The sequence below is a fragment of the Stagnihabitans sp. genome (genome assembly GCF_964946895.1).
Map to the genome: position 1 here is coordinate 74,182 of NZ_CBBQHX010000005.1, position 14,683 is coordinate 88,864.

A 14,683-nucleotide genomic window follows, 5' to 3' on the forward strand; every position below is an offset into this window, starting at 1 on the left:
ACAGGGCGCTGGGGTGGGTAGGTGGGTCACGTGTTGCAAGCAGCGCCCATCCGGCTGGGTGAACCGGACAGGACTGGTGTATGCCGATTCGGGTTAGCAATTGGTAAACGCGAAACGGCACAGGTCCGTTGGGCCACCGGAACGTGACAGGACCTAGCGCCGTCCGGGCCAGCGCAGGGTCCACCGCCCCGGTCCCTGTGCCGCCAGAATGAACAGGCCCCCTGCGATCGACCAGTTCTTGACCATGATCGTCACCTGCCAGGGATCGGCACGCAACTGCCAGTGAAAGTAGCTGGTAAACAGGCAATAGCCCGCCATCACCAGCGCCCAAGCCGCAATCCCCGGTCCGAAGATCAGCGCCAGCCCGGCCACCAGATCAAAGGCCGCAACCGGCCAGACCAGCCCCGCAGGCAACCCGATCGAGGTGATCATCTGCACCACCGGGGCCGGATCGGTGGCCTTCTGCACGGCGCCGCCAAGAAACAGCAGGGCGATCAGCAGGCGGCCCAGAAGGTTGATGATATCTTTCATCCGCCAAAGCTGGCAGAGCCGCGCCGCCAAGGCAAGAAATCTGTCCCGCAGGGCCGGTCACCTTGGCGTGTGGCCTGCGGTTCTAAAGCCCGTCGAACGCGCAGAGCGCGTGGACCTCCATGCCCATCGCCTCCAGCTTCTTGCGGCCGCCCAGGGCGGGCAGGTCGACGACGAAGGCGCAGCCGACGACCTGCGCGCCCAGACGCTCGATCAGGCGGATGCCGGCCTCGGCGGTGCCGCCGGTGGCCAAGAGGTCATCGACCAGCAGGACCTTATCGCCCGGTGCCATGGCGTCATCATGGACCTCGACCACCGCTTCGCCATATTCCAGCTTGTAGGATTGGCTGATGGTCTGGCCCGGCAGCTTGCCCTTCTTGCGGATCGGCACGAAGCCGGTCGAGAGCTGGTGCGCCACGGCACCGCCCAGGATGAAGCCCCGCGCCTCCAGCCCGGCCACCTTGTCGATGCGCAGGCCCGCATAGGGTTCAAGCAGCTGATCGACACACATGCGAAAGCCGCGCGGATCGGCGAACAGCGTGGTGACATCGCGGAACAGGATGCCCTCATGCGGGAAATCGACGATGGTTCGGATGTAGTCCTTGACGGTCCGGGTCTTGACGGCCTTGTTCATCGCTTGTCCTCAGGTGAAGTCGGGTTTCGATACCATGAGCCGGAAGATCGCCACAAGCGCGGTGAAGGCGGGCCAAGGCATGTCGAACCAGATCTGGCGCAGGCCGAGTGCCGCAGGCAGCACCGGGCCACCGGCGGGGCGGCGGCTCAGGTCGCGGATGCGCCGCTGCAGGTGCCCCACGGGCGCCCGGGCAGAGAGGGCGAGGCCCTGCACCGCATCGGCCGCCATCACCCCGGGCTCGGTCTTTGAACAGCCGGTCAGCGGCTGGATGACGCCGGCGGGGAGGCGGAAGACCCAGTCCGCCCTTACCACGCCAGCGGCTGTGCGGGCCACGCTGCCCGCCGTGCCGCGCGTAGACCATCTGGAATGCGGCGCCGAAAAAGACGGGCGAGAACAGGCTGTGCAGGGTCTTCGCCACGACGGACAGGTCCCTCACCGCGCCTCAACCCGGGGGAGGGGGCTCGATCCAGCCAAGGCCTCGGCACCTGCAGGGCGGCGAAGGCGCACGGGGCCTTGGAACCGCCGAACGAGGACCTGGTCATAACCAGACCGGGGGCCGGATGGTGTTCCCGGCCACCCGTGCCGCCATCTGGCGTTGTCCTTGGGCGACGGGGCGATCTGTCTGCAGGCCGAGGGCCGAGATCAGCAGGGCGTGCCGGTCGGGTTCAAGGGCTGTGGGCGCCGCGCTCGGGGTCTCCTGATGGACCGTGCGGCCATGCGCCTTTGTGCCGGTCAGATGGCCTGCGGCGTCGATCGGGTGGGCGTCCCGCTGTGGCGGGCGCTTTAAGGCGGGTCATGGCAGGCGGGCGCGATGATTTGGGCCTTCCCCGAGGCAAACTCATCGCCGCGCGGTGTTCGAGGCGGCGGTCCGTGGTTGGGACCGCGCCCCCCCAGTCGCGCAGGACAAAGGCGATGGTGGAGCCAAACAGGCCTTCCGCGCCAGGGCCCAGTACTTCATGCTATGGCACCTTGATCCCGCCCCGGCGACGGACCCGAAGCGGCGTTGGGTCTTACAGCACCCGCCCGGCCACCGCGTCAAGTTTGGCCAGAAGATCAGGGTCGCGTTTGGCCGGGGTGGTCATCAGGGCGAAGCTCAGCGCGCGGTCACAGCCGCAGGGACACGGCGTGGGATGGGTCAGGTGGCGGGGCAGGGCGGCGACCAGAGAGCGCGCCTGCGCGGCGTTGGCGGTGAGGGTGGCAATGACTTGGGCCACATCCACCGCGCCGTGGCCTTCGTGCCAGCAGTCGTAATCGGTGACCATGGCGATGGAGGCGTAGCAGATCTCGGCCTCACGGGCGAGTTTGGCTTCGGGCATGCCGGTCATCCCGATCACATCGGCACCCCATTGCCGGTAAAGGCGACTTTCGGCGAGGGTGGAGAACTGCGGCCCCTCCATCGCGAGATAGGTGGCGTCTTGGTGGAGCGGGATGCCTGACGCGGCGGCGGCTTGGGTGACGGCCCTGCCCAATCGGGCGCAGGTCGGGTGGGCGACCGAGACATGGGCGACGCAGCCGGGGCCGAAGAAGGACTTCTCGCGGGCGAAGGTGCGGTCGATGTACTGGTCGACGAGGACGAAATCACCGGGCTTGTAGTCGACCCTCAGGCTGCCCACGGCGGAGACGGCGAGGATGTCGGTGCAGCCGAGGCGCTTCAGGGCGTCGATATTGGCGCGGTAGGGGACGGTGGTGGGGCTGTGGACATGGCCGCGGCCGTGGCGGGGCAGGAAGGCCATGGGAGTGCCGTTCAGGGTGCCAGTCAGAACCTCATCCGAGGGGGCGCCCCAGGGGGTGTCGAGGGTGACCCACTGGGGCGCCTCGATCCCGTTGATTTCATAGACGCCCGACCCGCCGATGACGCCGATTTTGGGGGACATTTGGGGCTCCTGTGGTGGTTTGAAGGGGAGAATAGGGGGGAGGTGGGGGAGAGTCTACGGGTGTGAAATGCGGGGGATTGCACGCGTGCAATGGGGGGTAAGGGGTTGATTTTGTGATCTTATTGGGTGTGGTGTTAAGGGTTTGTTAGGATTTTAGGCGGGCAGAGTCGGGGCAAGCCCCGACCTACGGTCACCGTGACAGGGCGATGATCAGGCGCGGCGAGGCGTTGAGTTTGAGGAGCAAGGCTACGGGGACGGCGACCGGGTTCTGGCACGGCGTGTCGATATAGGCCATGCTGTATGGCATGAGCATCAGGGCATGGGCTTTGGCATCTGGCCAGATCAGGAAGCTGTGGGTGTCGTGGGTCAGGACGTCGGTGCAATCCAATTCGTTGGTGTCAGGGTTGTTCGCGGGGTCATGGGCCCAGAGGCTCAGGTAAAGATCGGTCAGGGGTTTCACACCTGCGAGCGCCTTTTCCTCGCTCCATGTTGCCGGATTTTCATCCTCTGGCAGCGGGCGCAGGGCGTTGGGAAGGAGCGAAACTGGGTCGATGGACTCGCCGGATTTCAGATCGAACAGCAGGACCCATCGGTCGGTCCAAGGGTGGCCGGTGTTGCAATAATAGCTTTGGCCGTATTGGATCCCGAGGAAGTATGGGCCGTTGAGGGTGACATCCGCCCAGCTGGAAAAGTCTGCGTTCGGTTCTTCAAGGCAGTCGTTTCGGGCTTCGATAGCCTTGGCGTCTTCTGCGGCAAGCACGGCGTTGATCTTCTGCACGAAGGTGTCGTTGCCTGCGACCCTTGGCAGGGCGGCAAGGTCAGGGGCAAGGGGGGGACGGACGATCAGAGCGAGGTGCTGTCCGTCCGCCTTCAAAGGCAGGGGAAGCAAACTGGCAAGGATGGCAGCGATCAAACGGCGCGTTGAAATCCTTGGGCGGGAAAGGTGGGGTGAAACCCCACCCTACGAGACGTGGCGGGCTTTTGTAGGGTGGGGTTTTACCCCACCTTACAAAAGCAAAAGGCCCCGGTTTCCCGGGGCCTTTGTCGCTTTAGTGTGCGTGGGAGTGGTCCCAGTCTTCCCGCTTGGGCAGCTGCTCGAACGTGTGTTCGGGCGGCGGGCAGGTCAGGGTCCATTCCAGCGTATCGGCGTATTCGTTCCAGTAGTTCTTCACGGTGATCTTCTTGCCGAAGAACAGCGAGTAGAAGATCACGACGATGAAGAACACGAAGGAGGCGAAGGACAGGAAGGCGCCGTAGGACGAGATCTTATTCCAGTAGGCGAAGGCTTCCGGATAGTCGATGTAGCGGCGCGGCATGCCTTGACGGCCGAGGAAGTGCTGCGGGAAGAACGTCAGGTTGGCCCCGATGAACATCGCCCAGAAGTGCAGCTTGCCCGCCCATTCCGGATACTCGCGGCCCGACATCTTGCCGAACCAGAAGTAGATCCCCGCGAAGATGCCGAACACCGCACCCAGCGACATCACATAGTGGAAGTGCGCCACGACGTAGTAGGTGTCGTGATACATGCGGTCGACCGGAGCCTGGCTGAGCATGATGCCCGTCACGCCGCCCACGGTGAAGAGGAAGAGGAACCCGAAGGCCCAGAGCATCGGCGTCTTGAACTCGATCGAGCCGCCCCACATGGTGGCGATCCAGCTGAACACCTTCACGCCGGTCGGAACCGCGATGACCATGGTGGCCATCATGAAGTACGACTGCTGGGTCAGCGACATGCCGACGGTGTACATGTGGTGCGCCCAGACGACGAAGCCCAGAACACCGATCGCAACCATCGCGTAGACCATCGGCAGGTAGCCGAACACCGGCTTCTTGGAGAAGGTCGAGATGACGTGGCTGATGATGCCGAAGGCCGGGATCACGATGATATACACTTCCGGGTGGCCGAAGAACCACAGGATGTGCTGGTACAGGATCGGGTCGCCGCCGCCCGCCGGGTCAAAGAAGGTCGTCCCGAAGTTGCGGTCGGTCAGCAGCATGGTGATGGCGCCAGCCAGAACCGGCAGCGACAGAAGGATCAGCCAGGCGGTCACGAAGATCGACCAGGCGAACAGCGGGACCTTGTGCATGGTCATGCCGGGGGCGCGCATGTTCAGGAAGGTGGTGATCATGTTGATCGCGCCGAGGATCGAGGAGGCACCCGACAGGTGGACGGCGAAGATCGCGAGGTCCATCGCGTAGCCGTCTTCCTTGGCCGACAGCGGCGGGTAAAGCACCCAACCAACGCCCGCGCCGTGACCACCCTCACCGCCCGGTGCAAACACCGACAGCACGGCGAGCGCGGAGCCGGCAACATACATCCAGTAGGACAGGTTGTTCATGCGGGGGAAGGCCATGTCCGGCGCACCGATGTGCAGCGGCATGAAATAGTTGCCAAAACCGCCGAACAGGGCGGGGATGACGACGAAGAACATCATCAGCACGCCGTGCGCCGTGATCAGCACGTTGTACTGGTGGCCGTCGGGTGTGCAGGGTGTGCTGGCATCGGCAAACAGCCGCAGGCCTTCGGCGCAGAAGTACTGCACGCCGGGGTTCATCAGTTCCAACCGCATGTAGACGGTGAAAATGACCGAAATGAAACCGACGAGCCCGCCGGTGAAGAGGTAGAGAACCCCGATATCCTTGTGGTTCGTCGACATGAACCAGCGGGTGAAGAACCCCTTCTGCTCATGCCCATGGTCGTGGCCATGGATGGCTGCGTCGGCCATTGGCGTCTCCCGTTGTCGTTGCCTCGATTGGGGTCAGGAGTCGCCCCCTGTCCCGTAACAAAGGTGGTTCTAGTGTGGGTGCGGACGCAGGGCAATGGCGGATATGTGCCGAAGTGTTGAAAACAAGGGGCCAAGCCGGGGTCGTGCCCTTGAACAGGCGAGGGTGGCGACAGGGCGCGGGGCGATGCCACGGGGCGGCGCCACGACGCTCTGGGGCGTTGTTTCCAGTTCGCTTTCCTTTTGATGCAAATTTTCGGAGTTGCTTCGGGCGGTCGGGCCTCATAGCGTTTTTTGGAGCGCTGCGGTCCGGGTCGGGCTGGCGAGGCGTGGGACGTGGGATTGGCGTGCGATTGAGAGTGTGATGCTGGCGGTGTGATCTTTGGAAGGGTGGCGCGAAGGATTTGGCGGCTTAGGTTGGGCGGCAGGGATTTTGCTTCGGGTATGGGGCGCGGGATATTCAGTAAGGTGATTGGGACGCGATGACTGTTTTCAAACTGACGGCCAAGGACGATGATTTCATCAAATTCGACGGCAGCACGGCTGGTGATGACACGGTCTATGGCTATGCGGGCAATGACAGCATTGATCCGGGTGCTGGCAGCAACGTGGTCTATGGCGGGGCGGGCAACGACAACATCTCGGCCTTGGCGGCGCTGGACGTGCAAAATCAGATGTTCGACGGCGGGTTGGGTGATGACCGGCTTTTTGTCAGGGTCCGGGCTGACAGCCATGACACGCTGACGGGCGGCGACGGTAATGATGTGCTTGGCACCTACGGCACCTATTTCAGCGGTCACCAGTTTGGCGTCGTGCTCGTGCCCAGCTATGTCCTGACGGCGGATGCCGGGGCGGGCAATGACACGGTCTATGTCGGATCAGTCCTGTTTGATGTGCAGGGCGGCGCGGGAAACGATCTGTTGGTCCTGCAATATGACAAGGCCGAAGACGCGCTGGTCTTTCATGTAGAGGGTGCCGTGGTGTCGGGTCAGTTGGGCGCTGACACTTTGGGCACGATCCTGGGGTTTGAGTCCTATGATGTGCATGGTGGCGCGGGCAATGACCTGATCTTGCTGGGTTCGGGCAATGACAGTGTCGTGGACAACGCAGGCGATGATACGGTCTATGGCGGTGCGGGCAATGATGTGATCGGTCTGGAAGGGCCGGATGGAGCGATCCCCGGCCATGACGCCTTTTACGGCGGGGCGGGCAAAGATATCATCGTCGCCCATGCAGGCTTTGCCGTCGCCTCTGGCGGTGACGGGGCCGATAGGGTCGGTGCCCGTTTTGATATGTCCGATCCCACGCGCGGCGCCATTCTGGCAGGGGGCGCGGGGACGGACGCGCTGTTCCTGGAGTTCGACACTTCGGGCCAAGGTCCTGAGGCGCATGATCTGGTGCTGAACAAGACGGCCTCGGGTTGGGCCGTTGTCTTGGACGGCGCAAGTCTGAGCCTTGCCACCGGATTCGAGCAACTGAGCTTCAAAGGCCAGTTCGATCACCTGTCGATGCAGGGCAAGGCCCTGACGGATCGCGTCACCGCGACAGCCGCAAGCGCCGATCTGGCGATGGGGGGCGGCGATGATCACATCAAGCTCACTCTGTCCGGGGCGGGGCCGAACCATCTGGACGGCGGTACGGGAACCGACCGTCTGGTGATGGACGTCGCCTATGTCGCGGATATCGGGCCGATGAGTCTGGACACGCGAACCGCGGCGGGCACGCTTCAGATCGGCTCTGCCGCGGTGGGCAGCGTGACGGGGTTCGAGTCGATCTGGGTGACCGGGTCCACCTATGGCGACGTGATCCGTCTGGGTGCCGGAGATGACCATATCTACGGCGGTCTTGGCGGTTGGGTGAGCCATGACCTGACGGGCCTTGGCATGAGCGATCTTCTGGATGGCGGCGCGGGCAACGACCTGATCCGGTCCGCGATGACGGCGCCGAACCTGTTGCCCGAAACGCCCGTTCAGGACACGCTGATCGGCGGCACCGGCAATGACACGCTGGTCGGCTGGTCCGGCGATGACAAGCTTTATGGCGGCAGCGGCAATGACCTGCTGACCGGTGGGCGGGGCGTGGACATTCTGTCAGGCGGCACGGGCGATGACGTATTCCTTTTTGCGGCTGCCGACAGTGGTGTGGACACCGGGTCGATCGACAACATCCTTTCGTTCATCAGTCATACTGTCAGTGCCAGCCATCACGACCGCATCGACCTGTCGCAAGTCTTGCAACCGTCCAACGCACATTTGACCTTCATCGGGACGGCGAACTTCACCGCAGATCATCAGGTGAGGCTGAACCAGATTGGCAACAGCACCTTCGTCGAGGTGGATTTCGACGGGGTGCGCGGCGTGGATATGCGGATTTGTCTGGTCGGTATCAACGCCAGCGCGGTGAACGCGTCCGACTTCATTCTGTAGGCAAGAGGGCAGGTCAGGTCTGGCAGGCGGCCGCCTGGTGGGGGGAGAATGCGCCAAGCGTTTGAAAATGATTTGGAAATTCGGCGATCAGGGCGACGTCAAGGTCGGCCAGGGTCACTGGCAGGCCAAGGTCGACCAGCGAGGTCACGCCGTGGTCACGGATGCCACAGGGCACGATGCCGGAGAAGTGGCTGAGGTCGGGTTCCACATTGATCGAGATGCCGTGAAACGACACCCAGCGGCGCAGTTTGACACCGATGGCGGCGATCTTGTCCTCGCGCATCGAACCGTCGGGATTGGCGGGCTTGTCGGGGCGGGTGACCCAGACACCGACACGACCGGACCGGCGCTCGCCCTTGACGTTGAAGCTGGCCAGCGTGCCGATCACCCAGTTTTCCAGATGACAGACGAACTGGCGCACATCGCGGCCGCGCCGGTTGAGGTCCAGCATCACATAGGCCACGCGCTGGCCGGGGCCGTGATAGGTGTACTGGCCGCCGCGCCCGGCGTCGAAGACCGGGAAGCGGGTTGGATCGGTCAGATCCTTGGCCTGGGCCGAGGTGCCGGCGGTGTAAAGCGGCGGGTGTTCCAGAAGCCAGATCGCTTCGGGCGCGGTGCCGGCCGAGATGGCGGCGACGCGGGCCTCCATCGCGGTAAGGGTCTCGGCATAGGGGGCGAGGCCGGGCAGGGTGGTGATGTCCGGCAGGGACAAGGCCGGGAAAGCTGCGTCGTTTTGCATGACGGATTTATTCAGTATTCACTTTGGACAGTCCAAAGTTCTGGTAGAGTGACGTCATAGGGATTTTGGTGGAGAATTGAAATGCGTTTCAGAGCCGTGGGCGCAGTTTGTATTGCCATGATGGCCTTGCCAGCGCCGGTTTATGCCAATGGCGGCGATATTGTGGGTGGCTTTATCGCGGGCATGATCGGGGCCGCGATCGTCAATGACGCCAGCCGGCATTCGCATCGGGTCTACGCCATGACCGAGGCGGAACGGCAATCCAATCTGGAGGTGCAAACCTCGTTGAACTATTTTGGCTATAATGTCGGTCCGCCTGACGGGGTTTTCGGGGGCCGCACGCGGCAGGCGATTGACGCCTATCAGGCCTTTCTCGGTGACCCTGTCACCGGCACTTTGAACGAGTTCGAACATGGCATCCTGGTGGGGGCCTATAACCGCGGCATGGCGGGCGGGCCTGCGGTGTCACAGTTGATCCTGACCGATCCCCTCGGTTCGCGCGCGCTGTTGATGCAGCAGCGCGATCAAATGGCCGGGATTCAGGCCCCGGCGGCGCCCGCCGTCCAACCGGCCCCGGCCGTGCAACCCACGACCCAGCCTGCGCCAATGGCCCTGCCGAATTTCGTGGGGTCGGGGTCGGCGCTGGTCTCGCTGGCCTCTCACTGCAACAAGATCAGTCTGCAGACCAACGCGAATGGCGGTTTTGTCACTGACGCGACAATGTCCGACCCGGAATTCGCACTGTCGGAACAATTCTGTCTGGCGCGGACCTATGCCATGTCGGAGTCCGAGGATTTGCAGGCCAAGATCACCGGCTTCACGCCGCAGCAAATTCAGGACCAGTGCGCGGGCTTCGGGCCGCTGTTGAAAGATTATGTCGCGGCGGTCTCGCTGAAGCCCGAGGCAGAGGTGCTATCGGGCGTGCAGGGCTTTGCCATGAGCAGCGGCATGGCTCCGGCGCAACTGGCCGCAACGGCGAAGATCTGTCTCGGCGTCGGCTATACCACCGACAACATGGATGTCGCCGTGGGCTCTGCCTTGATCCTGACCGCGCTGGGCCAGAATGCCTATGCCGAGTTTCTGGGCCACCATCTGACGCTGGGCTTTGGCACCAGCCAGCGCCGCGATCTGGCCCTGGCCTGGTATGACACGGCCCTGAAGGCGATCTTGGCCGGTGAGGCGGGGGTGGTACCTGCGAACCCGGATCGGGCCAAGGTCTTGCAGAAGGCCACTTTTCTGATCGGGGGCGGTACGGCGCCGCAGACCGCGCCCAAGCCCGTGGCGGTGGCTTTGCCGAACTTTTCGGCCAATCCCTGAGCGGGAGCTTCGGCGGCGCGGATTGATGCGGTGGGCGCGCAGATTCCCTCTTTTCTTCCGCGCCTTCACCCGCTAAGAACCCCGCACCTGAGCCGGATCGATGCGGATGTGGCGGAATTGGTAGACGCGCAGCGTTGAGGTCGCTGTTCCTTAACCGGAGTGAAAGTTCGAGTCTTTTCATCCGCACCAATCCGGCCAGGTTACCCTCCCCACCACCAAAAAGCGGTCGAGCCAGAGTGGCGAGATCCGTATGTTTGGAAGACGGGCCGCTTTGCGGCATTGTCAGGTCAATTCCTTAAAATTGCTGCTTTAACCTAACCTTAGGCGCTGTGTCGCACTGTGCTTGGGCTGGGTGCGTTGGTCCCGGCCCGGGGGCGGATATCATGGCGATGCGAGGGGCAGGGGGCGCGACGAGGGCGCCGGTTGGGGCAGGACCGCGCCGACCGCCTGTTTGGCGCATTGCTGCCCGCGTGACGGGGGGCTGAGGCATGGCGTCAAGCTCTGGAAGTTCCGGAAGTTCCGGAAACGCGGGCGGATTGAGCCCGACGTTCAACTGGATCTATCTCGGCACCTCCTCGACCCAGATCGACCCGACCGAAGGCAATCAGACGGCAGAGGATGCCGGCAAGCTGGTGGGCACCAGTTACGGATCGAAGGACGATCCGCTGATGCACCATATCACCGCAACCACGCTGATCGACAATGGCGGTCTGGCGGGCACGCTGGATATGGACAACACCGGGTCAAAGACCGAAGTCGGATCCAACGATCAGTTCACCACCGACACCGGCACCGGCAAGGCAACCTATACGTTCGACGGCACCTCGATCTACGAGGCGACGGTGACCTATACCGACGGCACCACGGCCTCGGTCACGGCGGTGGTGGTGCAAGATACGACGGGCAAGCTGTTCTTGGCACCCGAGACGACCAATGACAACGACACCGCGGCCTATGAGGCGAGGCCGATCCAGTCTGTGACCCTGACCGGGATGAGTGGTGGGAATGCCTATCTGGGTCTGTCCAGCAGCCGCTATGTCACCGGCTTTGACGACGGCTATATCGACGGCACCGCCAACGGCGACTTGATCAACAACAATTTCGTCGAGGCGCTGACCGGTGGCACCGACAAGGTGGACAATGGCGACGCCGGGCCGGGTGGCGTGGGCGATGACGATGTCATTCGGGCGGGGGCGGGCAATGACAGCATCTATTCCGACAAGGGCAATGACACGGTCTTTGGCGGCGACGGCAACGATCTGGCCTATGGCGGCGATGGCAACGAGTCCCTGCTGGGCGAGGCGGGCGACGACACGCTGAACGGCGACAAGGGCAATGACCAGATCTATGGCGGCACGGGCAATGACCAGGTTTTCGGCGGCGATGGCAACGACTACCTCAGCGGTGACGATGGCAACGATACGCTGAACGGCGATGCCGGGGATGACACGATCTATGGCGGTCTGGGCAATGACCTCGGCTATGGCGGCGACGGCAATGACTATGTCAGCGGCGATGATGGCAACGACACGCTGTCTGGCGATGCGGGCAGGGACGCGGTCTATGGCGGCACCGGCAGCGATCAGCTTTTTGGCGGCGCGGATGATGACAGCCTGTACGGCGGCGCTGACGCGGATACGCTGACCGGCGGGGCCGGGGCTGACAGTCTGGACGGTGGCGCGGGGACAGACACGGCGGACTATTCCGCCTCGGGGGCGGGGGTCAATGTCACGGTCAACGGGTCCGCCAACACCGGCGGCGATGCGCAGGGCGACACGCTGACCGGGATCGAGAATCTGACCGGCTCGGGTTATGCCGATACGCTGGGCGGCGACGGCGGGGCCAATGTGCTGTCCGGTGGGACGGGCAATGATGCGCTGTCGGGGGCTGCGGGCAATGACAGCCTGTACGGCGGCGCTGACGCGGATACGCTGACCGGCGGGGCCGGGGCTGACAGTCTGGACGGTGGCGCGGGGACAGATACGGCGGACTATTCCGCCTCGGCGGCGGGGGTCAATGTCACCGTCAACGGGTCCGCCAACACCGGCGGCGATGCGCTGGGCGACACGCTGACCGGGATCGAGAATCTGACCGGCTCGGGTTATGCCGATACGTTGACCGGCGATACCGGCAACAACATGCTTTATGGCGGGGCTGGGGCCGATCAGATGTTCGGCGGCGGCGGCAACGACCTTTTCTACGGCGGGGCGGATGGCGACTATGTTGTGGGCGGCGCGGGCGATGACCAGCTCTATGGCGATGCCGGCAATGATACGCTGTATTTTGGGGCGGGCAATGACACGGTCTATGGGGGCGATGGCAACGACCTCATCGACGACACCAACGGCGCGCAGGATGCCGGGGTCAATCTGGTCGATGCCGGGGCGGGCAACGACACGGTCTGGACCGGCGACGGTGCTGACACGGTGCTGGGCGGCGACGGCGACGATGTCCTGTCCGGAGAGAGCGGCAATGACAGCATGGACGGCGGCACTGGCAACGACATCGTCGATGGCGGCGATGGCGATGACAGTCTGACGGGCGGCCTTGGCCAGGACATCCTGTACGGCGGTGCCGGCAATGACAGCCTCGACGGCGGCCTTGGCAACGACCAGCTTTACGGCGGGGCGGGCAATGACGTGCTTTATGGCGGCGGCAGCCTTGGGATCCTGACCGACCCGACCGGCAATGATGTGATCTATGCTGGCGATGGCAATGATCTGGCCTATGGCGGGTCCGGCGACGACACGCTCTACGGTGGCTTGGGCAATGATCTGGCCTATGGTGGCGATGGCAACGACCTGATTTTGGGCGACGCCGGCAATGACACGATGATCGGCGATGCCGGAAACGACAGCCTGTTGGCCGATGTCGGCAATGACCAGATCTTTGGCGGTGCGGGCAATGATGCCGAATGGGGCGGCGACGGCAATGACCTGATGTCGGGCGGCGACGGCAATGACCTGCTGCAGGGCGAGGCGGGGGATGACAGCCTGTCCGGCGACGCCGGGGCCGACACGCTTTATGGGGGTGATGGCAATGACGCCATGGATGGCGGCACGGAAAACGACCTGATCTATGGCGGCGCCGGTCAGGATTCGGAAGCGGGCGGTTCGGGCAGCGACTCTTTGTATGGCGATGCCGGCGATGACAAGCTGAGCGGTGACGCCGGGCAAGACCTGCTGGTGGCGGGCGATGGCAACGATGTCATCTCAGGTGGCGACGATCAGGATTGGGTGGAAGGCGATGCCGGCAATGACCTGATCTATGCGGGCAGCGGCGACGACGTGGCCCTTGGCGGGACCGGGGACGATACGCTTTTTGGCGAGGCCGGCAATGACCTCCTGCTGGGGGCTGAAGGCAACGATGCCCTTGATGGCGGCGCTGGCGATGACACGCTGCTGGGGGGCAGCGGCGCTGACACGCTGACCGGCGGAACCGGCCACGACCTGTTCGAACTGTCGGCGGGTGACGGTGCCGATCGCATCGCAGATTTCGAGATGACGGTGAAGGAGGGGCAGACGACCGACCAACTGGACGTCTCGGGCCTGAGCAACCCGGACGGCTCGCCCCTCAAAAGCTTCGACATTGCGGTGTCGGATGATGGCCATGGCAATGCCCTGTTGCAGTTTCCGGGCGGCGAAAGCGTGGTGCTGGTGGGCGTGAGCCCGCATGAGGTGTGCCAGCCTGGGATGCTGCATCAGATGGGGGTGGTCTGCTTTTCCCAAGGCACGCGGATTGCCACACCGCAGGGGCCGCGCGCGGTGGAGGGACTGGCCTGCGGTGACGTGGTGATGACACAGGCCGGGGAGGCGCGGATCCTGTGGCGCGGCATGCGGCGGCTGGATGCGGCGGCGTTGGCGGACCGGCCCGATCTGCGGCCCGTGCGGCTGCGGGCCGGGCACTACGGGCTGACCGAGGATCTGGTCGTCTCGCCTCAACATGGGATCAAGGTGGGGGACGCATTGATCCGGGCGCGGCATCTGGCGCTGTGGGGGCAGGGGGCGCACGTGGCGCGCGGGCTGCGGGCCGTGACCTACCATCACCTGCTGTTGCCGCGACATGCCCTTGTTCAGGCCGCGGGTGGATGGAGCGAAAGCCTTTATCCGGGGCGGGAGGCGCTGCGGACACTGGACTGGCAAGACCGCGTCTGCGTTGCCCGCCGGATCGCCGGCGCGGATCGAATCGAGATGGCGAGGCTTGAGGCCTTTTACGGTCCACGCTGCCTGCCGCTGCTGTCGGGCCGGGCGGCCCGGCTGGCGTTGAGCCTTCAGGCGCGGCAGATTCGCCCACTGTTGAGCGGCTGAACCCGGCCGGTCTGCCGCCCGGTCTTGCAAACTGCCGCAATTCTAGCCGCCTTGCCGTTCTTGAGGGCAAATCCGGCGCAAAAAGCCCGATAGCCGCCGCATCTCCATGGGTAGCCTTGTCGTCAAAGAAGCCAA

Annotated in this window: 10 protein-coding genes and 1 tRNA gene; 4 read left to right on the forward strand and 7 right to left on the reverse strand. The window is 64.0% G+C overall.

The genetic code is table 11. The annotated features are described in order from the left end of the window. Positions 1-153: 153 nt before the first annotated feature. The 6 genes from AC1Y2B_RS04760 to ctaD form a co-directional block, all read right to left on the reverse strand. Positions 154-531: a DoxX family protein gene (locus AC1Y2B_RS04760; protein WP_482251918.1), complete on the reverse strand. Its 378-nt coding sequence runs from the start codon at positions 529-531 to the stop codon at positions 154-156. Positions 532-613: 82 nt separating this feature from the next. Next, on the reverse strand, positions 614-1,162 hold the full coding sequence (locus AC1Y2B_RS04765; protein ID WP_482251919.1) for an adenine phosphoribosyltransferase: 549 nt from the start codon (positions 1,160-1,162) through the stop codon (positions 614-616). 9 nt (positions 1,163-1,171) lie between these two features. Beyond that, a complete protein-coding gene (locus tag AC1Y2B_RS04770; RefSeq protein ID WP_482251920.1) occupies positions 1,172-1,495 on the reverse strand; it encodes a DUF2269 family protein in 324 nt (107 codons plus the stop codon). A 677-nt stretch (positions 1,496-2,172) separates the two neighbouring features. Continuing rightward, positions 2,173-3,036 carry an S-methyl-5'-thioadenosine phosphorylase gene (locus tag AC1Y2B_RS04775; RefSeq protein ID WP_482251921.1) on the reverse strand — a complete coding sequence of 288 codons (864 nt, stop codon included), beginning with the start codon at positions 3,034-3,036 and terminating at the stop codon, positions 2,173-2,175. 190 nt (positions 3,037-3,226) lie between these two features. Continuing rightward, the gene (locus tag AC1Y2B_RS04780) at positions 3,227-3,949 is read right to left on the reverse strand and encodes a hypothetical protein (RefSeq protein WP_482251922.1); all 723 of its coding nucleotides are present in this window, start codon (positions 3,947-3,949) and stop codon (positions 3,227-3,229) included. A gap of 136 nt (positions 3,950-4,085) precedes the next feature. Beyond that, positions 4,086-5,762 (reverse strand): cytochrome c oxidase subunit I, encoded by a 1,677-nt coding sequence (gene ctaD, locus AC1Y2B_RS04785; protein WP_482251923.1) that lies wholly within the window; start codon positions 5,760-5,762, stop codon positions 4,086-4,088. A 479-nt stretch (positions 5,763-6,241) separates the two neighbouring features. Between ctaD and AC1Y2B_RS04790 the strand changes: the two genes are divergently transcribed. Continuing rightward, positions 6,242-8,185 (forward strand): calcium-binding protein, encoded by a 1,944-nt coding sequence (locus AC1Y2B_RS04790; protein WP_482251924.1) that lies wholly within the window; start codon positions 6,242-6,244, stop codon positions 8,183-8,185. A gap of 13 nt (positions 8,186-8,198) precedes the next feature. Here the strand turns inward: AC1Y2B_RS04790 and lipB are convergent, their stop codons facing one another. Further along, the gene (lipB, locus tag AC1Y2B_RS04795) at positions 8,199-8,924 is read right to left on the reverse strand and encodes a lipoyl(octanoyl) transferase LipB (protein ID WP_482251925.1); all 726 of its coding nucleotides are present in this window, start codon (positions 8,922-8,924) and stop codon (positions 8,199-8,201) included. 81 nt (positions 8,925-9,005) lie between these two features. Here lipB and AC1Y2B_RS04800 point away from each other — a divergent pair, with 81 nt between their 5' ends. The 3 genes from AC1Y2B_RS04800 (at position 9,006) to AC1Y2B_RS04810 (ending at position 14,548) form a co-directional block, all read left to right on the forward strand. Next, positions 9,006-10,241, forward strand: coding sequence for a peptidoglycan-binding domain-containing protein (locus tag AC1Y2B_RS04800; RefSeq protein ID WP_482251926.1), 1,236 nt, complete (start codon positions 9,006-9,008; stop codon positions 10,239-10,241). A 102-nt stretch (positions 10,242-10,343) separates the two neighbouring features. After that, a tRNA-Leu gene (locus AC1Y2B_RS04805) sits at positions 10,344-10,430 on the forward strand. A 347-nt stretch (positions 10,431-10,777) separates the two neighbouring features. Next, on the forward strand, positions 10,778-14,548 hold the full coding sequence (locus AC1Y2B_RS04810; protein WP_482251927.1) for a Hint domain-containing protein: 3,771 nt from the start codon (positions 10,778-10,780) through the stop codon (positions 14,546-14,548). Positions 14,549-14,683: the final 135 nt, after the last annotated feature.